A 26,325-nucleotide genomic window follows, 5' to 3' on the forward strand; every position below is an offset into this window, starting at 1 on the left:
AGCTCAGTCTTTCTTCGCGGCGGCGCGTTCGGCCGGACTCGCGACGAAGCCAAAGCGCGCGGCGACATCGGCGCGGGCGATCGGCTGCACGGTCAGATCGACGCCGTCGCGCCAGTGGAACACGCCGCGTGTGCCGGCATCGTCGAGCGACGCGTGGTCCGCGAAGAGTTCGAGATCGTGATCGTGAAGGGCGGCGATGCGTGCGGGCGAGGCGTCATCGGAAAGGAGAATGCCGCCTGCGTCGTCGATCCAGACATGCGCCGGCTCGAACGGCGCGCCGCCCTGATCGATCAGCCGCAATGCGCCGTCCGCCGCATGCAGACGCACGATCCACGGCGTGTACACGAGCTCAACATACACGCGCTGCGGGCCGTTCTGAAAGAACCACTGGCCGTCGGCATCGCTTTCGTAGTTGCGGTTGATGAAGCCCAGCAGCGCCTCATGCCGGATCGGCGTGCCGAGTTCGCCGGCGGCTTGCGCGGCGTCGTCGCGCATGCGCCACTGACCGCGCCGGTCGAGCAGCAGCCAGCCCGTGCAGTGCGGAACGTTGGGCCATTTGGCGAGCGCCTGCTTGACGATGTCATCCATGACGGTTCACGAAACGAAGTTCTCCAGATAACCGAACACGCGCTGCGACAGCCAGTCGATCCGGCCCGGAAACGGTCCCGTCATGAAGCCGACGTGCCCGCCGTGGTTCGGCTGATCGAGCGTCACGCGCGCCGATACTTCCGCCGTCGACGGCAACGCGAACTCGGGCAGGAACGGATCGTTGCGCGCGTTCAGCAGCAGCGCGGGCACTTCGATGTGCTTCAGATGCGCGCGGATCGTCGCCGTCGACCAGTAGTGATTGGTGTCGCGAAAGCCGTGCAGCGGCGCGGTGACGACGTTGTCGAACTCGTACAGCGTGCGCGCGGCGAGCACGGCGTTGCGGTCGTAGAGACCGGGATACTGCCCGAGCTTCGCGAGCGCCTTCTTTTTGAGCGACTTCAGGAAGCTGCGCGTATAGACCATGCCGAAGCCTTGCGAGATCGCGAGGCCGCCCGCGTGGACGTCGAGCGGCGCGGAAATGGCCGCCGCCGCGCTGATGATCGACGCGTCCGTGCCGCGCTGGCACAGCCAGTGCAGCAGCACGTTGCCGCCGAGCGACACGCCCGCCGCGACGATCGGCCCGCGATGCACTTGCGCGAGCCGCCGCAGAATCCAGTCGACTTCGGCGCTGTCCGCGAGATGGTAGAAGCGCGGCAGCAGATTGAGCGGGCCGCTGCAACTGCGGAAATGCGGCACGACGCCGTGCCAGCCGCGCGCCCGGGCGGCGGCCATCATCGTGCGAGCGTAGTGCGAATCGGAACTGCCTTCGAGGCCGTGGAAGAGCACGAAGAGCGGGGCGTTCGCGGCGGGTTGATCGGCGGGATCGTGCGCGAGAAAGTCGAGATCGATGAAATCGCCGTCGGGCGTATTCCAGCGCTCGCGCCGGTAACGCACGTCGGGCTTGCGGCCGAAGAGCGCCGGGACGATGGTTTGCGCATGGCTCGTGGGCAGCCAGCGCGGCGCGCTGTAGAGCCATTCGGCGGCGCCCGGCGAAAGCAGGCGCGCGGTTTCCTTCAGTGCCACGGCGGGCGCTTTGTCCACGAACGACGAATCGTGCTTCAACAACGGATCGCGCTTCATGGCCCCTCCCGACAGACGTCTTCTTCGAATTTCTTAGTGCAGCGGTCCCTGACCGTGACGCAGCTTCGCGGCGAACTGGCCCGCGGTTTCGATCGGCATCTCGCTTGCGTGAATATGCGCGATGCGCCACTCGCCGCGTTCGTGAACCATCACATACGTCGTGTAGATCATGCGCGGCGCGCTGGCTGGCTCGGCCGGCTGATGCGCCTCGGCGATCGCATAGACGACCGTGCCCAGGCTGTCGTACACGCGAATATCGAGCGGTTCGACGGTCACGGGCTGCGTCTCGAACTGCTTCGCGAGACCCGCGCGGATGCTTTCCAGCCCGTGCAGATGCGTGCCGTCCGCGCACACGCAGGTGGCGAACTCCTCGTCGATCCACAACGACATCACCGTGTCGATGCTGTTGTCCGCGACTGCCTGATAGTAAGCGTTGAGGGTATCGGCGGCGGCTTCGAAGAGGCGGGCGAAACGTGGCATGGCTCGTGGGTCTCTGGCATTCGATGCTTCACGCCAACGAAACGGCGCGCTGCAACGGTCATTGGTCAAAGCATGCCCCCGTTCGGAGACATTCGCGTGTCCGCACCCGCACACACGGCCGGAAACCGCCGGTACGAACACGCGTTTCGACGCGTGAGCGCAACATCAACGATGCGCGAGCAGCATGCCGCGCACATCGGCGAAGACCTGTTCGGCCGAGAGTTCGCGAAGGCAGTTCAGATGGCCGAGCGGACACTCGCGGGCAAAGCACGGACTGCATTCAAGATGCAGCCATTGTACCTTTGCGAGATCGGACAAGGGCGGCGTGTGGCGCGGATCGGTCGAGCCGTAGACCGCGACGAGCGGCCGGCGCGACGCGGCCGCGACGTGCATCAGCCCCGAATCGTTCGTGACGACGGCGCTCGCCCGCGAAATCAGCGCGCACGCCTCACCGAGCGAAGTCTGGCCGCACAGGTTGCGCACCATAGGCGCGCGCTCCGCGATGGCCTGCGCGATCGGCGCATCCTTCTTCGAACCGAGCGCGATCATGCGCGCATACGGAAACGACTGCGCGATGAACTGGGCGAGCGAAGCGAAATGCTCCGGCGGCCAGCGCTTGGCCGGACCGTATTCCGCGCCGGGGCAGAACACGACGAGCGGCGCGCGCGTGTCGAGGTTGAAGCGCGTCGAGACGCGCGCGGCTTCGTTCGGATCGGCTTCGAGGCGCGGCACGGGCAGCGTCTGCGCGTCGGGAAGCGCGGCGGCTTCCGGCTGCGCGAACCGGTCGACGAACGGCAGCTTCGCGCCCGGCGCATAGGCGAGCGCCGCGTAATGCGCGGTCATCGGCGGACGGTCGGTTTTCGGCGGATTCGCGTGGCGCACGTTCAAGAGCCCGTAGCGGCTCTCGCCCTTGTAGCCGATGCGCAGGTTGATGCCCGCCATCCACGGAATCAGCGCGGATTTGACGGAGTTGGGCAGCACATAGGCGGCGTCGTAACCGACATCGCGCAAATCGCTCGCGAGCTGCCAGCGGCGCAGCAGTTGCAGCTTGCCGTGGGCGAGGTCGGTCGCGTAGACATCGCGGATTTCCGGCATGCGCTCGAGCACGGGTGCGACCCAGGTGGGCGCGACGGCGTCGATCGCGATACGCGGATGAAGCTTGCGCAAGAGCGTGAAGAGCGGCTGCGCCATCAATGCGTCACCGATCCAGTTCGGTGCTATAACCAGCGCGCGGCGCATCTGTTGTTATCCGATCTCAAAATGAACGCGGCCCGCCGCCTTGGGGCGAGCCGTCGATTGTCGTGGGTATGTTTCGCGCCGCGTACGGCGCGCATGAGCCAGGGCGCGGCCAGCGCCCCGCGGGCTTCAGTGACCGCCCTTGAGCACTTCGCCGTCTTTCAGCTTGTAGCGCGTGCCGCAATACGGGCAGCGCGCCTCGCCGTGCGTCACGTCGATGAACACGCGCGGATGCGTGCTCCAGCGCTGCATCTTCGGGTTCGGGCAGAAGGCGGGCAGATCCTTCGCCGACAATTCCACCAGCGGCATTTCCTTCAGGTCGCTCATTGCTATCTCTTTTCGTGATGTACGTCGCGCGGCGAGCGAACGGCCCGCCGCGTCGCATGAGATTGTTTAAACCTTCGCGAGCCAGCTCGCGTACTTCTCGTTCTTGCCGCCGACGACGTCGAAGAACGCGCTTTGCAGCTTTTCCGTGATCGGACCGCGCGCGCCCGAACCGATGGTGCGGTTGTCCAGCTCGCGGATCGGCGTGACTTCGGCGGCGGTGCCGGTGAAGAACGCTTCGTCGCAGGTGTAGACCTCGTCGCGGGTGATGCGCTTTTCGATCACCGGGATGCCGAAATCGCGCGCCAGCGTGATGACTGTGTCGCGCGTGATGCCGTCGAGGCACGAAGCCAGATCCGGCGTGTAGATCTTGCCGTTGTTCACGAGGAAGAAGTTTTCGCCGGAGCCTTCCGACACGTAGCCGTCGACGTCGAGCAGCAGCGCTTCGTCGTAGCCGTCGGCGACGGCTTCCTGGTTGGCGAGAATCGAGTTCACGTACCAGCCGGACGCCTTCGCGCGGACCATCGACACGTTCACATGATGGCGCGTGAACGACGACGTCTTCACGCGGATGCCCTTGGCGAGCCCGTCTTCACCGAGATACGCGCCCCACGGCCACGCGGCGATCGCAACATGGATGGTGTTGCCCTTCGCCGACACGCCGAGCTTTTCCGAGCCGACCCAGATGATCGGGCGGATGTAGCACGACTCGAGCGCGTTCGCCTTCACGACTTCGAGTTGCGCGGCTTCGAGCGTCGCGGCATCGAACGGGACGTCCATCTGGAAGATCTTCGCCGAGTTGAGCAGGCGCTTCGTGTGTTCCTTCAGGCGGAAAATGGCCGTGCCCTGCGCGGTCTTGTACGCGCGCACGCCTTCGAAGACACCCATGCCGTAGTGCAACGTGTGGGTCAGAACGTGGATCTTGGCATCACGCCAGTCGATCAGCTTGCCATCCATCCAGATCTTGCCGTCGCGGTCGGCCATTGACATACGGTTCTCCTAGCTGTCTCGTTCAAGTGAGTTCGGGGCAGGCCGCCAAAGACTTCCGGGCGGCGGCGCTCGCGCATCTCGCGCCGCGTTCGTGCATCGGCGATTGCCGGCGAACGCGCGCATCGGAGGCGCAAAGGCTGTGAAAGACCGTCATTTTAGCGTCTTTTCGCGACGAAACCGATCTTGGAGCGCCTTTCACGACGCTATAATTTGCCTTTCGCCGTCCGCTGAAAACAGCGGGACGAAACGGCGAAGCCCGCCATTCCCGATTTTCCCGGTTTTTCCCGATCCATCGCGCAATCGCTCGAGGCCGCGCATTGGCATCACGGGTGGTCTTCATCGCCTCGCATTCGCTCATGCTTGACCGGCTGTCCGACACCAATCGCCGCGCGTTTTTCGAGGGCGTGCGTACCTTTTCTCCCGCCGTCCTGGCGACGTTTTCCTGGGGTCTCGTGACCGGCGTCGCGATGACGAAGTCCGTGCTCACCGTGCCGCAGGCGCTCGGCATGTCGTTCGCGGTGTACGCGGGCTCGTCGCAGCTCGCGGTGCTGCCGCTCTTCGCCGCGAAGCTGCCGCTCTGGACGATTCTCCTGACCGCCGCGATGGTCAATCTGCGCTTCGTGATCTTCAGCGCGGGGCTCGCGCCGCATTTCTCGTGGCTGCCGCTGAAGCGGCGTCTGCTGCTCGGCTATTTCAACGGCGACATCATCTATCTGATGTTCTCGAAGCGGAATTTTCCTGCCGGCTGGCAGCCCGGCAAGGAGGCGTTCTTCTGGGGACTGGCGGTATCGAGCTGGTTGTCATGGCAAACATCGTCGGTGCTCGGCATCTTGCTCGCGAGCCTGATTCCCGATGACTGGGGCCTCGAACTCGCCGGCACGCTCGCGCTGATCCCGCTCATCGTTTCCGCTATCGCGACGCGTTCGACGCTCGCGGCGGTCGCGGTGGCGAGCGTCGTCGCGTTGCTGGCGTTCGATCTGCCGTATCGTTTCGGCTTGCCGCTCGCGGTGTTCGCGGCGCTTATCGCGGGCACGCTCGCGGATGTCGTCGCCGAGCGGGCCGCGCCCAAATCCGCATCCGATGCCACGAGGTCCAGCCGATGAGCGCGCTGCAAGTCTGGCTCGCGATCATCGGCATGGGCGTGGTCACGGCGGTGACGCGCGCGCTCTTTCTGATCGGCGGCGAGCGCATGGTGCTGCCGCCGCGCGTGCAGCGTGTGCTGCGGTATGCGCCGGCCGCCGCGCTCGCGGGCGTCGTCGTGCCGGATCTGCTCGAAACGCCCGCGGGCATTTCGCTGTGGCTGTCGAACCATGCGTTGTGGGCATCGGCGGCGGGACTCGCGTATTACCTGTGGCGGCGCGGCATGATGGGCACGATCGCCGTCGGCATGGTGGTGTTCACGCTGCTGCGGCTCGTGGCCTGACCGCGGCGTGGAGATGGCTACGCGCCGCGTCAAATACGCGTCATCAACGATTGCCCGCTAAAAGCGGCCGGGTTGATCGGTTAAAATGAGGGTCTTTCCCGAGTGAGCGAGGTCGAAAGTGTGTCCGGCAGTCACCGCGCTACGGTTTTGCAATTCATTTTGCAACACGCCGCTCCCGGCTCCATCGCCGCGCCCGGGCAGGGCTTGCGCGCCTCTCCGGATTCATCTGTCTCATCCCTTTCTCCCGCATCCCGCGCGCGCGTTCGGCTTAAGCGCGCGTCCTTCGCCCCCAGCTTGAACCGCGCGCGAGCCGTCCTGCCCGGCGGCCTGCGCGCGGCGACTCCACGAACCGGCCCGCCCCGACGGCCGTTCCCGCCCGAACCGCTTCTTTATCTACGTTGACTCCCATGACGAAAGTACTGCGTTTCACCGATCTGATCGCCGAAGGCAAAGTCTCCGGCAAGCGTGTGTTCATCCGCGCGGATCTCAACGTGCCGCAAGACGATAACGGCAACATCACCGAAGATACGCGCGTGCGCGCCTCGGTCCCGGCGATCAAGGCCGCTCTCGACGCGGGCGCGGCCGTGATGGTCACGTCGCACCTCGGCCGTCCGACCGAAGGCCAGTTCAAGCCGGAAGACTCGCTCGCGCCGGTCGCGAAGCGTCTGTCGGAGCTGCTCGGCCGCGACGTGCCGCTCGTCGCCGACTGGGTCGACGGCGTTCAGGTCCAGCCGGGCAACGTCGTGCTGTTGGAAAACTGCCGCTGCAACAAGGGCGAGAAGAAGAACGACGACGGCCTCGCGCAGAAGATGGCGAAGCTCTGCGACGTCTACGTCAACGATGCGTTCGGCACCGCGCACCGCGCCGAAGCCACGACGCACGGCATCGCGAAGTACGCGCCTGTCGCGTGCGCGGGACCGCTCTTGGCCGCTGAACTCGATGCGCTCGGCAAGGCGCTCGGCAACCCGAAGCGTCCGCTCGTCGCGATCGTCGCGGGCTCGAAGGTGTCGACCAAGCTCACCATTCTCAAGTCGCTCGCCGAGAAGGTCGATCAGCTGATCGTCGGCGGCGGCATCGCCAACACGTTCATGCTCGCGTCGGGCCTGAAGATCGGCAAGTCGCTCGCCGAAGCCGATCTCGTCGGCGAGGCGAAGGAAATCATCGAACAGGCGCGCACGCGCGGCGCATCGGTGCCGATTCCGAGCGATGTCGTCACCGCGAAGGAATTCGCCGCGACCGCGAAGGCGGAAACGAAGCCCGTCGCCGACGTCGCCGACGACGACCTCATCCTCGATATCGGCCCGGACACCGCGAAGGCGCTCGCCGCGCAACTCGAAACGGCCGGCACGATCGTCTGGAACGGGCCCGTCGGCGTGTTCGAATTCGACCAGTTCGGCAACGGCACCAAGACGCTCGCGCAGGCCATCGCGAATTCGTCGGCGTTCTCCATCGCCGGCGGCGGCGACACGCTCGCGGCCATCGCGAAGTACGACATCGCCGACAAGGTGAGCTATATCTCGACCGGCGGCGGCGCGTTCCTGGAATTCCTCGAAGGCAAGAAGCTGCCCGCGGTCGAAGTGCTCGAATCCCGCGCCGGGGCTTGAGGCGTTGGCCGCCCGAAACAATCCGGCGAAAGCAGGAAAGAAGGGCGCGCCAGCCGGCGGCGCGCAAACCGAAGAAATGGAAAGCGGCGCCGCGCTCGACGCGGCCGCCGAAGCAGCGCGGGTGATCGCGGAAGCGGCTCAACCCGATCAGACGGCGCCCGAAGACGAATCGGTGATTCCGGAAACGCCTCCGGTCATCATCGGCGGCGTGCCCGCCCATGCCCTGAATGAAATCGACAAAGCGACGCCGGCACGAACCGGCGCGCGCGCGCAACCGGTGAGCAACACCTCACTGCAAGCGCAACGTGCTCGCGGCCTCAACACGGGCGTTCCTACAGAGACGAGGAAAGACATGCATCGCGCTACCAAGATTGTTGCCACCATCGGCCCGGCTTCAACGAGCCCGGACGTCCTGCTGCAAATGCTGCAGGCGGGCCTCGACGTCGTTCGCTTCAACTTCTCGCACGGCACCGCCGACGATCACCGCCAGCGCGCCGAAATCGTCCGCGAGGCGGCGCGTCAGGTGGGCCGGGAAGTCGCGATCATGGCGGACCTGCAGGGCCCGAAGATCCGCGTCGGCAAGTTCGAGAACAACAAGACGATGCTCGTCGCGGGCAATCCGTTCATCCTCGATGCGAACTGCACGCTCGGCAACAACGAGCGCGTCGGGCTCGACTACAAGGATCTGCCGCGCGACCTGCGCGCGGGCGACGTGCTCCTGCTCAACGACGGCCTCATCGTGCTCGACGTGGTGCGCGTCATCGGCGAAGAGATTCACACGACGGTGAAGGTCGGCGGCGAGCTCTCGAACAACAAGGGCATTAACCGTCAGGGCGGCGGTCTCACCGCGCCCGCGCTGACCGAGAAAGACATGGAGGACATCAAGACGGCGATGTCGCTCGGCGCGGATTTCGTCGCGGTGTCGTTCCCGAAGAACGCGACCGACATGGAAATGGCGCGTCAGCTCGCGAACATCGCGGGCGCGCCGTACGGCATCAAGCCGAAGATGATCGCGAAGATCGAGCGCGCCGAAGCCATTCCGGCGCTGCAAGGCATTCTCGACGCATCGGACGGCATCATGGTCGCGCGCGGCGATCTCGCGGTCGAAGTCGGCAACGCGGCGGTTCCGGCGCTGCAAAAGCGCATGATCCGCATGGCGCGCGAGTCGAACAAGCTCGTGATCACCGCCACGCAGATGATGGAATCGATGATCCACGCGCCCGTGCCAACGCGCGCCGAAGTCTCCGACGTGGCGAACGCCGTGCTCGACGGCACCGACGCCGTGATGCTTTCCGCCGAAACCGCGGCCGGCAAGTATCCGGTGACGACGATCGAAACGATGGCCGCCATCTGTATCGAAGCGGAGAAGTCGGAAGAATCGCAGCTCGATCGCGATTTCCTCGACCGCACGTTCACGCGCATCGACCAGTCGATCGCGATGGGCGCGCTCTTCACGGCGTTCCATCTCGGCGCGAAGGCCGTCGTCGCGTTGACGGAATCCGGCTCGACCGCGCTGTGGATGTCGCGTCACTGGACGCACGTGCCGATCTTCGCGCTGACGCCGCGCGTGTCGAGCGAACGGACGATGTCCCTATACCGCAACGTGACGCCGCTGCACGTCGACACCAACATGGACCGCGACACGGCGCTGAATCAGGCGCTGGAAGTGGTCGTGTCGAAGGGTTACGCGGCGCGCGGCGATATGGTCGTGCTGACGGTCGGCGAACCGATGGGCCAGGCAGGCGGCACGAACACGCTCAAGATCGTGCGCGTGGGCGATCACTTCTAAGCGTTTTTGAGAACGCTGCGCGGTCAAACGCCGCGCGATTTGTCGCAAGTCCGGAGCGAGCGCGGTCCCGGCAGCCGCGCTCGTTTCGTCAAGCGCGCAGGACGATGAAGCCGAAAACCGCCCGAGAGCGAGTTCGCGCGCTGAAGAATTCGTTTCACTTATGGAGTCTCACCACAATGCCTCTCGTATCAATGCGTCAACTGCTGGATCACGCTGCGGAAAACGGTTACGGTCTCCCGGCGTTCAACGTCAACAATCTGGAACAAGTGCAGGCGATCATGTCGGCGGCGAACGAAGTCAACGCGCCCGTCATCATGCAGGCGTCCGCTGGCGCGCGTAAGTACGCGGGCGAAGCGTTCCTGCGTCATCTGATCGAAGCGGCGGTCGAGTCGTATCCGCATATTCCGGTCGTGATGCATCAGGATCACGGTCAGTCGCCCGCGGTGTGCATGGCCGCGATCCGCTCGGGCTTCACCAGCGTCATGATGGACGGCTCGCTCGAAGCCGACGGCAAGACGGTCGCTTCCTACGAGTACAACGTCGCGGTGTCGAAGCAGGTCGTGGAGTTCTCGCATTCGATCGGCGTCACGGTCGAAGCCGAACTGGGCGTGCTCGGCTCGCTCGAAACGATGAAGGGCGACAAGGAAGACGGCCACGGCGCCGAAGGCACGATGACGCGCGAGCAGCTTCTGACCGACGTCGAGCAGGCCGCCGATTTCGTCAAGCAGACGCAATGCGATGCTTTGGCGATCGCGATCGGTACGTCGCACGGCGCGTACAAGTTCTCGAAGAAGCCGACGGGCGATATCCTCGCCATCGACCGCATCCGCGAAATTCACCAGCGCATTCCGAACACGCACCTCGTGATGCACGGTTCGTCGTCGGTACCGCAGGAATTGCTGGCCGAAATCCGCGAATTCGGCGGCGACATGAAGGAAACCTATGGCGTGCCGGTCGAGGAGATTCAGGAAGGCATCAAGCACGGCGTTCGCAAGGTGAACATCGACACCGATCTGCGCCTCGCGATCACCGGCGCGATCCGCCGCTATCTGTTCGAAAATCCGTCGAAGTTCGATCCGCGCGATTATCTGAAGCCCGCGCGCGAAGCGGCGAAGGAAATCTGCCGCCAGCGCTATATGCAGTTCGGCTGCGAGGGCATGGCCGGCAAGATCAAGCCGGTTTCGCTCGACAAGATCGCCGAAAAGTACAAGTCCGGCGCGCTGGCTCAGATCGTGAAATGAGACTGATCTGAATCAGCCGGGTTTTGTAAAGTAAAATCAACGGGTTCCGGGTTCGGAACCCGTTCGTCTTTCTCCTCGCCGCTTCCCACGTCGAAGCGGCGAATCACTTTTTTCCGGTACATGACGATGTCCACGCTATACGAATCCACGATCAAATCGCTGCCGCTGCTCGGCCGCGGCAAGGTCCGCGACAACTACGCCGTCGGCGACGACAAGCTCCTTATCGTGACGACCGACCGGCTTTCCGCATTCGACGTCGTCATGGGCGAGCCGATTCCGAACAAGGGCCGCGTGCTCAACACGATGGCCGATTTCTGGTTCGAGAAGCTCGGCCACATCGTGCCGAACCACAACACGGGCATCGATCCGGCGACGGTCGTCGCGGCGGACGAAGCCGAGCAGGTGAAGGGCCGCGCGGTCGTCGTGAAGCGCCTGGAGCCGATTCTCGTCGAAGCCGTGGTGCGCGGTTATCTCGCGGGCAGCGGCTGGAAGGACTATCAGGCGACGGGCGCGGTGTGCGGCGTCGAACTGCCGCCGGGCCTGCAAAACGCGCAGAAACTGCCCGAGCCGATTTTCACGCCTGCGGCCAAGGCCGAAATGGGCCATCACGACGAAAACATCACCTACGATGAGATGGAACGCCGCATCGGCACGGAGCTTTCCGCGACGATCAAGCGCATTTCCATCCAGTTGTACAAGGAAGCGGCCGAGTACGCGGCGACGCGCGGCATCATCATCGCGGATACGAAGTTCGAGTTCGGCCTCGACAACAAGGGCGATCTCTATCTGATGGACGAAGTGCTGACCGCCGATTCGTCGCGCTTCTGGCCCGCCGATGGCTATCAGGTGGGCACGAATCCGCCGTCGTTCGACAAGCAGTTCGTGCGCGACTGGCTCGAAACGCAGCCGTGGAAGAAGGAACCGCCCGCGCCGAAGCTGCCCGACGACGTGATCGCGAAGACGTCGGAGAAGTATCAGGAAGCGCTCCAGCGTTTGACCGGCAAGACGCTCGACTGAGTAAGAAAGATGACGAACGAAGTACACAAGAACGAAGCGCCGCTCGTCGGCGTGTTGATGGGCTCCAGTTCCGACTGGGACGTGATGAAGCATGCCGTCGCGATGCTGCAGGAATTCGGCGTGCCGTACGAGGCACAGGTCGTCTCGGCGCACCGGATGCCGGACGAGATGTTCGCCTACGCGGAAAGCGCGCGCGAGCGCGGCCTGCGCGCGATCATCGCGGGCGCGGGCGGCGCGGCGCATCTGCCGGGCATGCTGGCCGCGAAAACCACGGTGCCGGTGCTCGGCGTGCCGGTGGCGAGCAAGTATCTGAAGGGCGTCGATTCGCTGTATTCGATCGTGCAGATGCCCAAGGGCGTGCCGGTCGCGACGTTCGCCATCGGCGAGGCGGGCGCGGCGAACGCGGCGCTCTTCGCGGTATCGATATTGAGCGTCACCGATGCGAAATTCGCCGATGCGCTCGCCGCTTTTCGCGTGAAGCAGAATCAGGCGGCGCGGGACATGACGCTGCCGCCGCTGTGATCCCACTTCGCAATCTGGCCCAACGATGAATCCACAAAACTCCCCGATCTCTCCCATCCTGCCGGGCGCATGGCTCGGCATGGTCGGCGGCGGCCAGCTCGGCCGCATGTTCTGCTTCGCCGCGCAATCGATGGGCTATCGCGTCGCCGTTCTCGATCCGGATGAGACGAGCCCCGCTGGCGCCGTCGCGGATCGCCATATCCGCGCCGCCTACGACGACCGCGCCGCGCTCACGGAACTCGGCCGACTGTGCGCGGCAGTATCGACGGAATTCGAGAACGTGCCGTCCGCCAGCCTCGAATTTCTCGCGTCGTGCACGTTCGTGAGCCCGGCGGCGAGTTGCGTGGCGATCGCGCAGGATCGCGTCGCGGAGAAACGCTTCATCGCGGAATCGGGCGTGCCGGTCGCGCCGCATGTCGTGATCGAATCGACGGAAGCGCTCGCCGCGCTGCCCGACGAGAAGATCGCGGCCGTGCTGCCGGGCATTCTCAAGACCGCGCGTCTCGGCTATGACGGCAAGGGGCAGGTCAGCGTGCGCAACGTCGCGGAATTGCGCAACGCGCATGCGTCGCTGTCGGGCGTGCCGTGCGTGCTGGAAAAGCGCATGCCGCTGAAGTACGAAGTGTCCGTGCTGATCGCGCGCGGCGGCGACGGCAAATCGGCCGTGTTTCCGCTCGCGCAGAACGTGCATGTGAACGGCATTCTCGCGAGGACGGTCGTGCCCGCGCCCGATGCGCCCGATGCGCTCGTCGCGCAGGCGCAGGACGCCGCGCTGACGATCGCCGCGAAGCTCGGTTACGTCGGTGTGCTGTGCGTCGAATTCTTCGTGCTGGAAGACGGCTCGCTCATCGCCAACGAAATGGCGCCGCGCCCGCACAATTCCGGCCACTACACCGTCGATGCCTGCGCCACGAGTCAATTCGAGCAGCAGGTGCGCGCGATGACCGGCATGCCGCTCGGCGACACGCGCCAGCATTCGCCGGCCGCGATGCTGAATCTGCTCGGCGATATCTGGTTCGATGGCGACAAGGCGCGTTCGCCCGCGTGGGCGGAAGTCGCCGCGATGCCGGCGGCGCGGCTGCATCTGTACGGCAAGGAAGAGGCGCGCCGGGGCCGCAAGATGGGCCACATCAACTTCACGGCGGCGACGCTCGAGGAAGCGCGCACGGCGGCGCGTGACTGCGCGCGCATGCTGCATATCCCGCTCGATTGAGTTTTTTCGTAGTAGAAGCAATGACCATCATCTATCCGAGCGCCGCGCAGATCGACGAAGCCGCGGCCCTGCTCGATGCCGGCGAACTCGTCGCGTTTCCGACCGAGACGGTCTACGGGCTTGGCGGCGACGCCGAGAATCCCGAGGCCATCGCGCGCATCTATGCGGCGAAAGGGCGGCCGGCGAATCATCCGGTGATCGTGCATCTCGCGCCCGAGGCTGATCCGGGCTATTGGGTGCGCGAGGTGCCCGCCGATGCGCAGAAGCTCATCGATGCGTTCTGGCCCGGCCCTTTGACACTGATTCTCAAGCGCGCCGCGCATATTCCGGCGGCGGTCAGCGGCGGACAGGATTCGGTGGGCGTGCGGTGCCCGTCGCATCCGGTGGCGCAGCAATTGTTGTCGGCGTTTCATCGGCGGCGAACGGGGACGGGCAAGCAGGGCGGCGTCGCGGGGCCGTCGGCGAACCGTTTCGGGCATGTGAGTCCGACGACCGCGCAGCACGTTCGCGACGAGTTCGGCGATGCCGTGCATGTGCTCGATGGCGGCGCGGCGGATGTCGGCATCGAATCGACGATTCTGGATTTGTCGCGGGGCTTTCCGGCGCTGCTGCGGCCGGGGCATGTGAGTCCGCGGCAGATCGCGGATGTCATCGGGATCGCGCCGAAGCTGCCGGATGGATCGGATGCGACCGCGCCGCGTGCTTCCGGGACGCTGAAGGCGCATTACGCGCCGCGCACGCCGCTTTTGCTGCTGCCGTTCGCGTCGATCGAGCCGTTGCTTCGTAATCGTGACGGGAAGATTGCGCTGGTGGCGCGGGCGTCGAGCGCGGGGGAATGGGTGCGGGCTGCCGATGTTCACTTCGTGGCGGCGCCTGAGGATCCGCAGACTTACGCGCGCGATCTTTATGGCTTGCTGCGGGCGCTGGATCGGGCCAATGTCGAGCGGATTCTGATCGAGAAGCTGCCGGAGACGGTGGAGTGGATTGCTGTCAACGATCGGCTTGGCAGGGCGGCGGCGGCGTTCGAGGCGGAAGAGTGATTACTGGACTTTGCGCCTGTTTGTGAAAGATGGGTTTGGGGGATTTTGCTTTCCGGTCAGGAAGTTATGATGCAGGGGTTCCTCCGCGTGCGCGGAGATAGACCCGCACGCCTTGGTTTCCATGCACGACGCAGCCCGGTTCCTCCGCGTGCGCGGAGATAGACCCATATTGCGCGCGACATTCGCGAGGGGCGCTTCGGTTCCTCCGCGTGCGCGGAGATAGACCCGCGACGAAGGACCGGTCTGTACGCATGGCGTGGGTTCCTCCGCGTGCGCGGAGATAGACCCACCTTTTGTGGCGTTGGTGGACTGGTGAAAGCGGTTCCTCCGCGTGCGCGGAGATAGACCCGACTTACAGCACAGGTTTGGACGATTTTTGCTGGTTCCTCCGCGTGCGCGGAGATAGACCCAACGATCTCATGCCGCTCACGCTCACGCCAAAGGTTCCTCCGCGTGCGCGGAGATAGACCGTACTAGAACGTCAAACTGGACCGTATCGACGAATTCCTCCGCCCCGCGGAGCCTTTCTCACCGCAACAAAAAAAACCGCTCGGGCGATCCCTCGCCCGAGCGGTTTTTCATCCTAAAACCCCAACCCTTACTTCCCCAACCCCGTCGCCGCAATCGTCTGCTCCGCGGCCTGCGCGTACAGCGCATGCAGATGCGTCGTCGGATGCACGGTATCGGCGTACATGTACGTCTGATCCGCGCCCGCGACCGTCAATGTTTCCGGCGAGCAGAACAGCGACGTCGCGAAATCCTGCGGATTCGGCTCGCCGTACTTCTGCGCGGCCGCGGCCATCGCCTTCAGGTTGCACGCGGTGCCCGTATTCGACACCGTGAAGCCTAACTGCTGATAGTTCGCGGTGATCTGCGCCAGCTTCGGCGGCGTATCGAGGTAGATGACTTTCGACTTGATGTTGAGCGCCTGCAACGTCTGATCGAGCGCAGTATTGAACCCGATCGAAGCGCTCGAAAGACCGGCGCGCGTGACCGCGTCGCTCATCGTGCCCTGCGGCGTCGTGCCGATATCCGGCACGTTCGATACCAGCACATGCGTCGCGCCGTGCTGCAGGATCGTCGCGACGATTCCGCCGAGTTGCTTGGCCGCCGTGATGATCGCAGTGGATGCATCGGCCTGCGAGATCGCGCCGGCCTTAACCAACTGCAAGTTGTAAAGGACGTCGTTCGCGCCGCCATTCACGATGACGAGCTGATTCGCGTTGAAACTGCCGTGCGCCGCAAGGTAGTTCTGCACTTGCGTCGCGACCGGCACGGTCAACGCGCCCGCGTAGCTGTTCGGATCCGTGGCGTGACCGATGCCCATGGGATTCGTCACGCGCGCGCCGCCTTGCGCATAGCCGAGTCCCGACTGATTCGTCGGCGCAACCCCAAACCCCCCCGTCATCGCCGGCGTCAACGTATCGCCGTAATACTGCGCGACGTTCTGCACCCACACCTGACCCGGATTCGTCGTGAACCGTCCGCCGCCGAAGTTCGCGGCCGCGACCGGCGCATACGTGCCGACATCGGAAAGGCTGTCGCCGAACGACACCACTTGCAGCTTCACGCCGCCCGCGGGCGTCGAATTGTTGTCATCGCCGCCGCCGCCGCACGCGGCGATCAGGGCGAAGGCCGCGCTGGCCGTCGCGACTTGGGCAAAGCGCACCAGTGCGGCGCGCGTCGAGCGTTGCTTCTTCATGACCTCGTCTCCCTTCTTACCTGTTTTCTAGTTCGATTACGGCGTCAGACCGTGTCGCGGTCTTCATGCCGCTAGCTGCGAGTTTAAGCGATGCCGCGCGCCATCCTGGCGCGCGCGCAGCTTACGGCCGAGCGCCGTGCCCGACAGCGTACACGCGGCGCGCGTCTTTCCGAACGCGACTTCGTAGAAGAAATCTTCGGTGTTTGCAGACGCCCGTGCCCGCTCAATCCGCCACGCCCGGCCGACGCGCGCCTTCGTAGACCCATTCGAGCAGCGCATCGTGCGCGGCGCGCGCGGCCTCGGCGCGCGGATCGTTGATGAAACTCACGACCACATAGCTCTCGCCGTTCGCCGCGCCGACATAGCCCGCGATCGCGCGCACGTCGCGCAGCGTGCCGGTCTTGATGTGCGCGTTGCCGAGCGCGCCCGCGTTCGTTAGACGGTTGCGCATGGTGCCGTCGACGCCCGCGATCGGCAGCGATTCGACGAACACCTGCGCGACCGGACTCGCGTTCGCGGCCATCAGCAGATCGGCGAGCGAGATCGCGGAAATATGCTCGTCGCGCGAAAGGCCGGAGCCGTTGTCGAGCACGAGACCGTTCATCGGCAGGGCGCTGCGTTTCAGGAACGCCTGGATCGCCGTCGCCGATTTCGCCGTCGTCGCGGGGGGCTTCAGTTGCGCCGCGCCGATCGTCAGGAACAGGTTGCGCGCCATCACGTTGTTGCTGAACTTGTTGATGTCGCGCACGACATCGGACAGCACCGGACTGCGATGCGTGCCGACGAGGCGCGCATTCGACGGCGTCGGGCCTTCGCGCGTCGTGCCTGCGAACGTGCCGCCCGCCTGCTTCCATAGCGCGAGGAAACCGCCCGCGAAGAAGGTCGAATGATCGAGCGCCGCGACGTTGATCGTGCGCGAGCCGCAACGCAGCGGATAGTCGCCGACGAACGACGCCTGCACGAAGCCGCCCTGCGTCTGCGCGACGCTCGGCGACGCCGCCGAAAGCGAGCCGACGCACGCGCCGCGCGTCACGCGCAGTTCGTTGTCGATCTGAAGTTGCGCGAGTTGCGGCAATACGTCGATGGATACTTGTCCGTCGGCGTTGGGCGTCAGCGTGAAGGACAGCGATTTGAACGCGTAAAGCAGCGGATCGGGGCCGACGTTGTAGGGCGCGCTGTCGTCGTTGTCGAACGCGGGCAGATCGCGCGTCGACGCGTCGAAGTAGCGCTTGTCGAGCACGAGCGCGCCGTCGATGCCCGTGATGCCGTTCTTGCGAATCTGATCGACGAGATCGATCAGCTCTTCCGGCACGAGCTTCGGATCGCCCGTACCCTGAATGTACAGATTGCCGTGCAGCACGCCTTGCGCATCGAGCTGGCCGTCGGCGTACGCGGTCGTCTTCCAGCGATAGTCCGGGCCGAGCATCGAAAGGCCCGAGAAGGTCGTGACGAGCTTCATCGTCGATGCGGGCAGCATCGGCTCGTTCGCGTTCACCGAGACGAGCGGCAGCGGCGCGCCGACACGCTGCACGACGACGCTCATCGACGACAGCGGCACATGCGCGTGCGCGAGCGCCGTCATCACCGATGCGGGCAGCGGGCCGGCCGGCACGACCGCTTTCGCCGCGCGCTCGGCTTTCGCGCGCTTCGACTTCGCCCCGCCGATGGCCGCGCGCTGCGGCGCGTAACCTTGCGCATCGGCCTTCGAGCCGCCGCCGCGCGCATCGGCATCCGGCATATGGCCGAGGGCCGCGCAGGCGAACGCTGCGGCGAGAGCGTACGAAGACAGTCGGCGAGAGAAGGAACGGAAAACGGGCGGCATGGACGAGCGTTGTTCTTGGCTGGATGACGAGCGGCGGCGCGTGGCCGGGCGGGGTCGCGCCGCGAGGAAGCGGCTATTGTAGACAAGCTGGCTTGCGGAAATCGTACGGGTAAAAAATCATCGCACGACGCGCTTCGGGTGCGGCATGCGGTTGTCCTCCGATGCTGGACGATCGGCGCCGTTAAGTCCCGTTTAAGCCCCGCGCGGATACAATGACTCGCGGCCCCCGGCTGCGCCACGTAACCATCAACAGACATGTGCCATGCGAATCCTGCTTGTCGAAGATGACCGGATGATCGCCGAAGGCGTGCGCCGTGCGCTGCGCGCGGACGGCTTCGCAGTCGACTGGGTCCAGGACGGCGAGGCCGCGCTCACGGCGGTCGCGGGCGAGTCCTACGATCTGATGCTGCTCGATCTCGGCCTGCCCAAGCGCGACGGCCTCGACGTATTGAAGACCCTGCGCGCGCGTTCGAACTCGCTGCCGGTGCTGATCGTGACGGCGCGCGACGCCATCGCGGACCGCGTCAAAGGACTCGACGCCGGCGCGGACGATTACCTCGTCAAACCTTTCGATCTCGACGAACTCGGCGCGCGCATGCGTGCGCTGATCCGCCGTCATGCGGGGCGCGGCGAATCGCTCGTTCGGCACGGTGAACTGACGCTCGATCCGGTCGGTCATCAGGTGACGCTCGCGGGCAATCCCGTGTCGCTGTCGGCACGCGAATTCGCGCTGCTCGAAGCGCTGATGGCGCGGCCCGGCGCAGTGCTGTCGAAGAGCCAGCTCGAAGAAAAGATCTACGGCTGGGGCGAGGAAATCGGCAGCAATACGGTCGAGGTCTACATCCATTCGCTGCGCAAGAAGCTCGGCGCCGATCTCATCCGCAACGTGCGCGGCCTCGGCTACATGGTCGCGAAGGACGCCTGATGCGGTCGATCCGCCGGCAATTGCTGATCTGGCTGCTTGCGCTCGTGATCGTCGGCGTGGGCTTCGCGGGCTGGCTCATTTACCGGCAGGCGCTCGCCGAAGCCAACGAACTCTTCGACTATCAGCTTCAGCAGATCGCGGCCGCGCTGCCGTCCGAGCCGTTTTCTTCGGTGCTCAGTTCGCGCAGCGAAAGCGACGAAGGCGTCGTCATCCAGATCTGGAATCGCAACGGCGCGCTGATGTACTTCTCGCATCCGCGCGTGCCGCTCGCGCCGCATGCCGAACTCGGCTTCTCCACGGAGATGACGCCGCGCGGCGAATGGCGCGTATATAGCGCGATCGTCGGCGATAACGTCGTGCAGCTCGCGCAGCCGCTGTCGATCAGAAATCGCGTCGCGGCGGGCGTCGCGTGGCGCACGCTGTGGCCGCTCGTGCTGCTGCTGCCGCTGCTCGGGCTCGCGATCTGGGTGATCGTCGGGCTCGGGCTCGCGCCTTTGCAACGCGTCACGCGCGCGCTCGACACGCGTCATCCGGAAGCGCTCGATCCGCTGCCGGATCGGCCGCTGCCGCAGGAAGTGCGGCCGGTCGTGCGTGCGCTGAATGCGCTGCTGTCGCGCTTGTCGGCGGCGCTCGACACGCAAAAGGCCTTCGTCGCCGATGCCGCGCACGAGCTTCGGACGCCGCTCGCCGCGGTGCAGATTCAGGCGCAGCTCGTCGCGCGCGCGCAGGATGACGAAACGCGTCGCGAGGCGCTCAGGGATCTGCACGAAGGCATCGCGCGCGCGACGCGGCTTGCGGAGCAACTGCTGGCGCTCGCCCGCTCGGAACCGGATGGCAAGGCGGCGTTCGCATCGGTCGATCTCGCCGCGCTGCTCGAATCATGCGTGCGCGGCTCGGTGCTGGTGGCGCAGCAACGCGGCGTCGATCTCGGCATCGAGGAGAGCGAACCGGCGACCGTGAACGGCGATCCCGATTCGCTGCGCGTGATGTTCAACAATCTCATCGACAACGCGACGAAGTACACGCCTCGCGGCGGCCGCGTGGACGTGTGCCTTCGTCTCGCCGATGGCCGTCCCGTCGTCGAAATCTCCGATACCGGGCCGGGCATTCCTCAAGAAGAGCGAGAAAGGGTGTTCGACCGGTTCTATCGCGTGGGCGAAGGGGCGAATCGCGCGCGCACGGATGTGTCCGGCAGCGGCCTCGGGCTCGCGATCGTGAAGCGGATCGCGCAGCAGCATGGCGCGACGGTGACGCTGGCGGAGTCGAGCGCGGGCGGTCTCAAGGTGGCCGTAACGTTCTGATGCGCGTGGCCGCCGCGCCGAAGCAAGCCGCTCTTTCTCCTCTTTTAAGAGCGGTTTAAGCGACGCCCCGTAACCTTGCTCCATCGATAAAGCGCGCTCCGTGAGAGCGCATCCCTCGTCAGGAGCACACACGATGAAAGCGAAGATTCTTACCCGCAGCGCCGTCGCGGCTGCCGTTGCCGTCGCCTTGTCGGCGGGTTACGTGGCGGGTCATAACAACGTTCCTGCACCGCAAGTCATCGCGCCCGCGCAAGCCGCCGCGATGATGCCCGCCGAAGCCGCGGCCAAGACGGGCATCCCCGATTTCTCCGGTCTCGTGGAAACGTATGGCCCGGCCGTCGTCAACATCAGCGCGAAGCACGTCGTCAAGCAGACGTCCGCGCGCAGCGGCCAGAATCAGTTGCCGATGGACCCCGACGATCCCTTCTATCAGTTCTTCAAGCGCTTCGGCGGCATGCCCGGCTTCGGCGGCGGCGATGGCGGCCCGCGCGCGGATCGTCCGAGCGAAGGCCTCGGCTCCGGCTTCATCGTCAGCAGCGACGGCTACATCCTCACCAACGCGCACGTCGTCGATAACGCGAACGTCGTCACCGTGAAGCTCACGGACAAGCGCGAATACCGCGCGAAGGTCATCGGCGCGGACAAGCAGTCGGACGTCGCCGTGCTGAAGATCGACGCGAAGAGCCTGCCGACGGTGAAGATCGGCGATCCGAACGGCAGCAAGGTCGGCCAGTGGGTCGTCGCGATCGGCTCGCCGTACGGGTTCGACAACACGGTGACGTCGGGCATCATCAGCGCGAAGTCGCGCGCGCTGCCCAACGAGAACTACACGCCGTTCATCCAGACCGACGTGCCGGTGAATCCGGGCAACTCCGGCGGGCCGCTTTTCAATCTGCAAGGCGAAGTGATCGGCATCAATTCGATGATCTATTCGCAGACGGGCGGCTTCCAGGGCCTTTCGTTCGCGATCCCGATCAATGAGGCGATCAAGGTCAAGGACGCGCTCATCAAGACGGGTCACGTCGATCGCGGCCGTCTCGGCGTGACGGTGCAGGGCATGAATCAGACGCTCGCGAATTCCTTCGGCATGAAGTCGCCGCAAGGCGCGCTCGTGAGCTCGGTCGAGCCGGGCGGGCCGGCCGCGAAGGCGGGTCTGCAACCGGGCGACGTCATCACGGCGCTCAACGGCGAGCCGGTCACGGATTCGACCTCGCTGCCGTCGCAGGTCGCGGGTCTCGCGCCGGGCACGTCCGCGAAGGTCACGGTGTGGCGCGACAAGAGCGCGAAGCATCTCAGCGTGACCATCGGCGCGTTGAAGGACACGAAGACCGCGAGCGCGAAGACCGGCGGCGGTGACGAATCGTCGGCGCAGGATGCGCGCCTCGGCGTCGCGGTGCGTCCGCTTACGCCGGAAGAAAGGCAGAACGATTCGCTCTCGCGCGGCCTGCTCGTGCAGCAGGCGGGCGGCGCGGCAGCGAACGCGGGCATTCAGCCGGGCGACGTGATTCTCGCCGTCAACGGCCAGCCGGTGACGTCCGTGCAACAGTTGAAGTCGATGGTTCAGCACGCGGGCGACAGCATCGCGCTCCTGATCCAGCGCGACGACGCGCAGATATTCGTGCCTGTCGATCTCGGCTGACGCAGCGCATCGGGCCGCGACGCGGGCACGAACCATGCTCCCGGGTTCCCTGGTGCCCCATCGCGTGAAACCGACGCATCGGGCGTGACGCCGCCGGCGCTTTCGAGCGCGGCGGCATCGGAAAAAGGAGCTGAAAACATGACGAGCAGAACCACGGGCAGGCTGGCGGCCGCGCTTCTCGTTGCGGCGGCGAGCGCGAGCATGGCGGGCAGCGCCTGGGCGCAGCAGGCGAGCGGCGCCTCGGGCGGCACGGCGACCGATTTGTCGAGCGCCGGCAACACCAACGGCGGCGGCCTGCCGCAGATCGAGCAGCAAGGCGACGTTTCGTATACGTCGGGCGGCGTCGGCCTCGACGAGTCGCGCGCATTGTTGCGCGAACAGGCGCACTGGCCGCTATCGCTGCGCTTCACGGGTCCGACTTCCGATTACCTTTCGGGCGTGCATGTGCGCGTCGTCGGCGGCAAGGGCGGCGAGGTGCTGTCCACGGAATCGATGGGACCGTACATGCTCGTCAAGCTGCCGCCCGGCAACTATACGGTCTACGCGAAGTACAAGGATCAGGAGAAAAAGCAGGCCGTGACGGTCGCGGGGCCGGGCAAGGCCAAGGCGGCATTCCACTGGAACATTCAGTAAGCGCGGGCGTCGAAAGGGAAACGCCCGGGCCGTCGAAAGCGCTCACGCAGAATCGGAAGTTTGTCTCATAATTAAGCCACGGGTGTCTCGATGACTCGTGGCTTTTTCTTTGGAAGCCGGTTCTTACGCGGAGGGGCAGCACGATGGGCACGGAACTGAACGTCGGGCACGAAACGGCGCATCACATCGAGATCACGCTGAACGGCCGGCGCTGCCGCGTGATCCATCAGGGCGTGACCTACGCCGATACGCACGCATCCCTCACGCTCGTCGAGCAGGGCGCGGAGAAAGTGCACTACTTTCCGCGCGCCGACGTGAACATGGCGCGCCTCGAACGCTCGATTCACACCACGCACTGCCCGACGAAGGGCCAGGCGACGCACTATCATCTGCTGACCGAAGACGGCCCGGTCGAGAACGCCGCGTGGAGCTACGAAGCGCCGCTCGACGCCGCCGCGAAAATCAAGGGCTATCTCGCGTTCTACGGTTCGCGCGTCGATCGCATCGACGAGACTTCCTAGGCGCGCATCCGAACAGACACCTTACATCCGCTCCGCCATAACGAACGCATGCGATCCTTGTCCCGGAGGCTCGAATGGAAGTCACCGATGCGCTGTGCGTTCCGCTCGATTGCGCGCACGTCCGCGAGGCGCTCTCCGATCTCGCGTTGCTGCGCGCGAGCCTCGACAATTGCGAATCGTTCACGCGCACGCCCAACGGCGAGTATGTCCTCACGCTGATCGTGCCGCTCGGCGCGCTGCGGGCGCGCTACGAAATCCGCGCGCACGCCGCCGGGCGCACGCGACAGGCGGCGCATGAAGAAGGGGAAAGCGACGCGTCGCACGACGGCGCGTACGCGCGCACGCTGAGCTTCAAGGCGCGCGGCGAAGGCGTCGGCTCATTGCGCGGGCAGATCGCGGTCGCGCTCAATCCCGATGACGACGGCGCCGCGACGTGGATCGAATACACCGTCTGGGCGACGGTCTCGGGACCGCTCGCCGGCTTGCCCGCGCGTCAGATCGAAAACGCGCTTCGTGAAGGCGCCGACGATTTCTTCGCCGAGTTCTGCGAAGTGGTGCGTGCGAAGCACGGCTTGCCGTCGATGCGCGCGGCAGGCGCAAGCGCCGAGCGCCGGCATGTGTTCTTGCGGCCGGGCGCGATGTCGGCGGCGTTCTCGCGTCGCTCGGGCGCGATGCGCGGGCATTCCGCCGACGCCCACGCGAGCGGCGTGCTGCGGCATCGGCTGCACGGACACGGATTCGTGCACAACGACCGCGATCATTCCCACGATCCGCATCCGCTCGGCCTGCCGATATGGGCGTGGGCGGCGATGCTCGTGTGCATCGCGCTGTTCGCGTATTTCGCGCAGCGCATCGGTTCGCAATAGACGGCGCGAATCAGGCGCTCGCGGGCATCAGCAGCGACGGGCTGCAGCGCAATGCGTCGAAGCATGCGTCGATGAGCGCTTCGGCGTCGCGTTCCGGATGAACGATGTCGGGCAGCATCAGCGAATCGTGCAGGATGCCCGTGAAGAGACAGTGGAGCATGGTCATCGCGCGGCGCGTGTCGAGCGTCGCCGGAAGCTGCTTCTTTTCGACGGCGTTGCGCAGCGCGCGCTCGATGCGCTCCATGCCGTCGCGCATGTTGTTCTGATGCCGCTCGCGCACCGGCCCCATTTCCTCGACGAATTCGCATTTCATGAAGAGGATGTCGAAGACGCGGCGCCGCTGCTCGTCGGTCGTGATGTTGCGCATGCACCAGACGAAGAGTTCATGCAAACGCGCGAGCGGGTCTTCCTCCTTGCCGTCCAGCGTGGATTCCACGAGTTCGTCGAGCGGCAAAAGGCTGCGGTCGAACATCGCGTTGAAGAGATCGCCCTTGTTGGCGAAATGCCAGTAGATCGCGCCGCGCGTGACGCCCGCCGCCTGCGCGATGTCCGCGAGCGTCGTGCGCGATACCCCTTTTTCGTAGAAGACGCGCTCGGCCGCGTCGAGTACGCGGTTGCGCGTCAACTGCGCTTCTTCCTTGGTTCGTCTGACCATATCCTGCGGCCGGTGGCCGTCTGCTCCTGCTACTGCCGTTTGAAAGCCGCTCTGTGGACGGCTCTGTCGAAGGTTCGTCGAACGTAATCGATTCCCCGGAGCGGTTTCTTCTCATCGCCAATGGGGAGAAACACGTACGGTTTTTTACATTCATTCGTGAATGTATATACAATACCACCCGTTTACGAATATTCACAAATTCATCCGGCGGGCGGATTTCGCATAAGCTTGCGTTTCCATTGCCCGTTCTGGCCGTCCTGTGGCCACGGGCGACGCCTCCGAGCGTCGCGCACGGGTATGAGGCGTCACGCGCAGGCTGGCGTCGCCGCTCACTCGCCGGACAAGTTGGTGTATTCACAGCGTCCCGAAGGACGCTCGTGCGCGGCGTTGCCCGGGGAAGGCCGCCGCGTGCCCAAACTTCACTCTCAGTCTTAGACAGAGGTCGCTCCATGCGCGTCGAACGGGTTCCACTCCGCTTAATCACCGCCGCGACGGCTGCCGTGTTCCTGGCAGCGTGCGGGCAAAAACAATCAGCGCCTCCGCCGCAAACGCCCGAAGTGGGTATCGTCACCGTGCAGCCGACGAGCGTGCCGGTCATCGTCGATTTGCCGGGCCGCACCAACGCCTATCTGGTCGCGCAAGTGCGCGCACGGGTCGATGGCATCGTGCTGCGCCGCGAGTTCACTGAAGGCTCCGAGGTCAAGGCCGGTCAGCGTCTCTACAAGATCGATCCGGCGCCGTACATCGCCTCGCTGAACAACGCCAAGGCGACGCTCGCGAAGGCGCAGGCGAACGTCGCGTCGCAGAACGCGCTCGTCGCGCGCTACAAGATCCTCGTCGCGGCCAATGCCGTGTCGAAGCAGGATTACGACAACGCCGTCGCGGCGCAAGGCCAGGCCGTCGCGGATGTCGCCGCGGGCAAAGCATCGGTCGATACCGCGCAGATCAACTTGGGCTACACCGACGTCGTCTCGCCGATCACCGGCCGCACCGGTCTCTCGCAGGTCACGCCGGGCGCCTACGTTCAGGCGAGCGCCGCGACGCTGCTCACGACCGTGCAGCAGCTCGATCCGATCTACGTCGATCTGACGCAATCGAGCGTCGAAGGCTTGCGCCTGCGCCGTCAGATTCAGGAAGGCCGTCTGCAGACCGAAGGCATCCACGCCGCGAAGGTCACGCTCCAGCTCGAAGACGGCCGCACGTACACCGAGCAGGGCAAGCTGCAGTTCTCCGACGTGAGCGTCGACCAGAGCACCGGTTCGGTGACGGTGCGCGCGATCTTCCAGAACAAGGACCGCGTGCTTCTGCCGGGCATGTTCGTGCGAGCGCGGATTCAGGAAGGCACGAACGACCACGCGCTCGTCGTGCCGCAGATCGGCGTCACGCATGACCAGAAGGGCACGCCGACCGCGCTCGTCGTCAACAAGGACAACAAGGTGGAACTGCGCCAGCTCGTCACGGGCAGCACGTTCGGCAACAACTGGGTGGTCGACAGCGGCCTGAACCCGGGCGACCGCGTGATCGTGAACGGCGTGGAGAAGGCGAAGCCCGGCATGCAGGTGAAGCCGGTCGACGCGAAATTCCCGTATCCCGTAGCCGGCGCATCGGATGCGCAGGCGGCATCGGCGCCGGCCAGTGCCAGCGGCGCGAGCGCTGCCAGCGGTCCGCAAGCCGCATCGGCCGCCTTCGCTGCATCGGGCGCGCAATAAAAGGG

Annotated in this window: 26 protein-coding genes and 1 CRISPR repeat array; of the genes, 16 read left to right on the forward strand and 10 right to left on the reverse strand. The window is 65.4% G+C overall.

Annotated elements, in window-relative coordinates; genetic code table 11:
- Positions 1 to 3 precede the first annotated feature (3 nt).
- The 6 genes from NCR93_RS02680 to NCR93_RS02705 all read right to left on the reverse strand — a co-directional run bounded on the left by NCR93_RS02680 (position 4) and on the right by NCR93_RS02705 (position 4,698).
- Positions 4 to 588, reverse strand: a complete 585-nt coding sequence (locus NCR93_RS02680; protein WP_008351340.1) for a DUF2946 family protein — start codon at positions 586 to 588, stop codon at positions 4 to 6.
- 6 nt (positions 589 to 594) lie between these two features.
- Positions 595 to 1,668, reverse strand: a complete 1,074-nt coding sequence (locus NCR93_RS02685; protein WP_008351338.1) for a YheT family hydrolase — start codon at positions 1,666 to 1,668, stop codon at positions 595 to 597.
- Between the two features lie 33 nt (positions 1,669 to 1,701).
- On the reverse strand, positions 1,702 to 2,148 hold the full coding sequence (locus NCR93_RS02690; RefSeq protein WP_008351336.1) for a nuclear transport factor 2 family protein: 447 nt from the start codon (positions 2,146 to 2,148) through the stop codon (positions 1,702 to 1,704).
- A 165-nt stretch (positions 2,149 to 2,313) separates the two neighbouring features.
- The gene (waaF, locus tag NCR93_RS02695) at positions 2,314 to 3,387 is read right to left on the reverse strand and encodes a lipopolysaccharide heptosyltransferase II (RefSeq protein WP_008351335.1); all 1,074 of its coding nucleotides are present in this window, start codon (positions 3,385 to 3,387) and stop codon (positions 2,314 to 2,316) included.
- Positions 3,388 to 3,513: 126 nt separating this feature from the next.
- On the reverse strand, positions 3,514 to 3,711 hold the full coding sequence (locus NCR93_RS02700; protein WP_008351333.1) for a zinc-finger domain-containing protein: 198 nt from the start codon (positions 3,709 to 3,711) through the stop codon (positions 3,514 to 3,516).
- A 66-nt stretch (positions 3,712 to 3,777) separates the two neighbouring features.
- Positions 3,778 to 4,698: a branched-chain amino acid transaminase gene (locus NCR93_RS02705; protein ID WP_008351330.1), complete on the reverse strand. Its 921-nt coding sequence runs from the start codon at positions 4,696 to 4,698 to the stop codon at positions 3,778 to 3,780.
- A gap of 356 nt (positions 4,699 to 5,054) precedes the next feature.
- Here NCR93_RS02705 and NCR93_RS02710 point away from each other — a divergent pair, with 356 nt between their 5' ends.
- From NCR93_RS02710 to fba, 5 genes are all read left to right on the forward strand, one after another.
- Entirely contained in the window at positions 5,055 to 5,801 is a 747-nt protein-coding gene (locus tag NCR93_RS02710) for an AzlC family ABC transporter permease (RefSeq protein ID WP_034470821.1), read from the forward strand.
- The gene (locus NCR93_RS02715) at positions 5,798 to 6,121 is read left to right on the forward strand and encodes an AzlD domain-containing protein (protein ID WP_008351327.1); all 324 of its coding nucleotides are present in this window, start codon (positions 5,798 to 5,800) and stop codon (positions 6,119 to 6,121) included. The genes NCR93_RS02710 and NCR93_RS02715 overlap by 4 nt, the downstream gene beginning before the upstream one ends.
- Before the next feature lie 407 nt (positions 6,122 to 6,528).
- Positions 6,529 to 7,725 carry a phosphoglycerate kinase gene (locus NCR93_RS02720; RefSeq protein WP_008351325.1) on the forward strand — a complete coding sequence of 399 codons (1,197 nt, stop codon included), beginning with the start codon at positions 6,529 to 6,531 and terminating at the stop codon, positions 7,723 to 7,725.
- 352 nt (positions 7,726 to 8,077) lie between these two features.
- Entirely contained in the window at positions 8,078 to 9,514 is a 1,437-nt protein-coding gene (gene pyk, locus NCR93_RS02725) for a pyruvate kinase (protein ID WP_008351324.1), read from the forward strand.
- A 176-nt stretch (positions 9,515 to 9,690) separates the two neighbouring features.
- The gene (gene fba, locus NCR93_RS02730) at positions 9,691 to 10,755 is read left to right on the forward strand and encodes a class II fructose-bisphosphate aldolase (RefSeq protein WP_008351323.1); all 1,065 of its coding nucleotides are present in this window, start codon (positions 9,691 to 9,693) and stop codon (positions 10,753 to 10,755) included.
- Here the strand turns inward: fba and NCR93_RS02735 are convergent.
- On the reverse strand, positions 10,740 to 10,889 hold the full coding sequence (locus NCR93_RS02735; RefSeq protein WP_160172878.1) for a hypothetical protein: 150 nt from the start codon (positions 10,887 to 10,889) through the stop codon (positions 10,740 to 10,742). The two genes, fba and NCR93_RS02735, sit on opposite strands and share 16 nt — an antisense overlap.
- Here NCR93_RS02735 and NCR93_RS02740 point away from each other — a divergent pair.
- The 4 genes from NCR93_RS02740 to NCR93_RS02755 are packed head-to-tail and all read left to right on the forward strand — an operon-like array spanning position 10,882 to position 14,547.
- Positions 10,882 to 11,772 carry a phosphoribosylaminoimidazolesuccinocarboxamide synthase gene (locus tag NCR93_RS02740; RefSeq protein ID WP_034470824.1) on the forward strand — a complete coding sequence of 297 codons (891 nt, stop codon included), beginning with the start codon at positions 10,882 to 10,884 and terminating at the stop codon, positions 11,770 to 11,772. The two genes, NCR93_RS02735 and NCR93_RS02740, sit on opposite strands and share 8 nt — an antisense overlap.
- A 9-nt stretch (positions 11,773 to 11,781) precedes the next feature.
- Positions 11,782 to 12,294 (forward strand): 5-(carboxyamino)imidazole ribonucleotide mutase, encoded by a 513-nt coding sequence (gene purE / locus NCR93_RS02745; protein WP_175979850.1) that lies wholly within the window; start codon positions 11,782 to 11,784, stop codon positions 12,292 to 12,294.
- Positions 12,295 to 12,319: 25 nt separating this feature from the next.
- Positions 12,320 to 13,507, forward strand: coding sequence for a 5-(carboxyamino)imidazole ribonucleotide synthase (locus tag NCR93_RS02750; protein WP_008351320.1), 1,188 nt, complete (start codon positions 12,320 to 12,322; stop codon positions 13,505 to 13,507).
- A 20-nt stretch (positions 13,508 to 13,527) separates the two neighbouring features.
- Complete coding sequence (locus tag NCR93_RS02755) at positions 13,528 to 14,547, forward strand: L-threonylcarbamoyladenylate synthase (protein WP_175979851.1); 1,020 nt, start codon at positions 13,528 to 13,530, stop codon at positions 14,545 to 14,547.
- 76 nt (positions 14,548 to 14,623) lie between these two features.
- Positions 14,624 to 15,018: direct repeats of the CRISPR family, unit length 29 nt; unit sequence GGTTCCTCCGCGTGCGCGGAGATAGACCC.
- A gap of 127 nt (positions 15,019 to 15,145) precedes the next feature.
- Here NCR93_RS02755 and NCR93_RS02760 read toward each other — a convergent pair.
- Both NCR93_RS02760 and dacB read right to left on the reverse strand, forming a co-directional pair.
- Entirely contained in the window at positions 15,146 to 16,249 is a 1,104-nt protein-coding gene (locus NCR93_RS02760) for an SGNH/GDSL hydrolase family protein (protein WP_008351318.1), read from the reverse strand.
- Positions 16,250 to 16,472: 223 nt separating this feature from the next.
- The gene (dacB, locus tag NCR93_RS02765) at positions 16,473 to 18,071 is read right to left on the reverse strand and encodes a D-alanyl-D-alanine carboxypeptidase/D-alanyl-D-alanine endopeptidase (RefSeq protein WP_175979852.1); all 1,599 of its coding nucleotides are present in this window, start codon (positions 18,069 to 18,071) and stop codon (positions 16,473 to 16,475) included.
- A gap of 262 nt (positions 18,072 to 18,333) precedes the next feature.
- Between dacB and NCR93_RS02770 the strand changes: the two genes are divergently transcribed.
- The 6 genes from NCR93_RS02770 to NCR93_RS02795 all read left to right on the forward strand — a co-directional run bounded on the left by NCR93_RS02770 (position 18,334) and on the right by NCR93_RS02795 (position 23,956).
- Positions 18,334 to 18,996: a response regulator gene (locus NCR93_RS02770; RefSeq protein WP_008351316.1), complete on the forward strand. Its 663-nt coding sequence runs from the start codon at positions 18,334 to 18,336 to the stop codon at positions 18,994 to 18,996.
- Positions 18,996 to 20,297 (forward strand): ATP-binding protein, encoded by a 1,302-nt coding sequence (locus NCR93_RS02775; RefSeq protein WP_034470724.1) that lies wholly within the window; start codon positions 18,996 to 18,998, stop codon positions 20,295 to 20,297. Before NCR93_RS02770 ends, NCR93_RS02775 begins: the two co-directional genes overlap by 1 nt.
- 133 nt (positions 20,298 to 20,430) lie before the next feature.
- Positions 20,431 to 21,936 (forward strand): DegQ family serine endoprotease, encoded by a 1,506-nt coding sequence (locus tag NCR93_RS02780; protein ID WP_175979853.1) that lies wholly within the window; start codon positions 20,431 to 20,433, stop codon positions 21,934 to 21,936.
- A gap of 138 nt (positions 21,937 to 22,074) precedes the next feature.
- Complete coding sequence (locus NCR93_RS02785; protein WP_008351312.1) at positions 22,075 to 22,569, forward strand: hypothetical protein; 495 nt, start codon at positions 22,075 to 22,077, stop codon at positions 22,567 to 22,569.
- A gap of 143 nt (positions 22,570 to 22,712) precedes the next feature.
- The gene (locus NCR93_RS02790) at positions 22,713 to 23,090 is read left to right on the forward strand and encodes a DUF427 domain-containing protein (RefSeq protein WP_008351311.1); all 378 of its coding nucleotides are present in this window, start codon (positions 22,713 to 22,715) and stop codon (positions 23,088 to 23,090) included.
- A 74-nt stretch (positions 23,091 to 23,164) separates the two neighbouring features.
- On the forward strand, positions 23,165 to 23,956 hold the full coding sequence (locus tag NCR93_RS02795; protein ID WP_008351310.1) for an SRPBCC family protein: 792 nt from the start codon (positions 23,165 to 23,167) through the stop codon (positions 23,954 to 23,956).
- 10 nt (positions 23,957 to 23,966) lie between these two features.
- Here the strand turns inward: NCR93_RS02795 and NCR93_RS02800 are convergent, their stop codons facing one another.
- Positions 23,967 to 24,611, reverse strand: coding sequence for a TetR family transcriptional regulator (locus NCR93_RS02800; protein WP_033536527.1), 645 nt, complete (start codon positions 24,609 to 24,611; stop codon positions 23,967 to 23,969).
- Positions 24,612 to 25,060: 449 nt separating this feature from the next.
- Between NCR93_RS02800 and NCR93_RS02805 the strand changes: the two genes are divergently transcribed.
- A complete protein-coding gene (locus NCR93_RS02805) occupies positions 25,061 to 26,320 on the forward strand; it encodes an efflux RND transporter periplasmic adaptor subunit (protein ID WP_175979854.1) in 1,260 nt (419 codons plus the stop codon).
- Positions 26,321 to 26,325: the final 5 nt, after the last annotated feature.

The sequence above is a fragment of the Caballeronia sp. ATUFL_F1_KS39 genome, assembly GCF_023630985.1.
GTDB classification, from domain to species: Bacteria; Pseudomonadota; Gammaproteobacteria; order Burkholderiales; family Burkholderiaceae; genus Caballeronia; species Caballeronia zhejiangensis.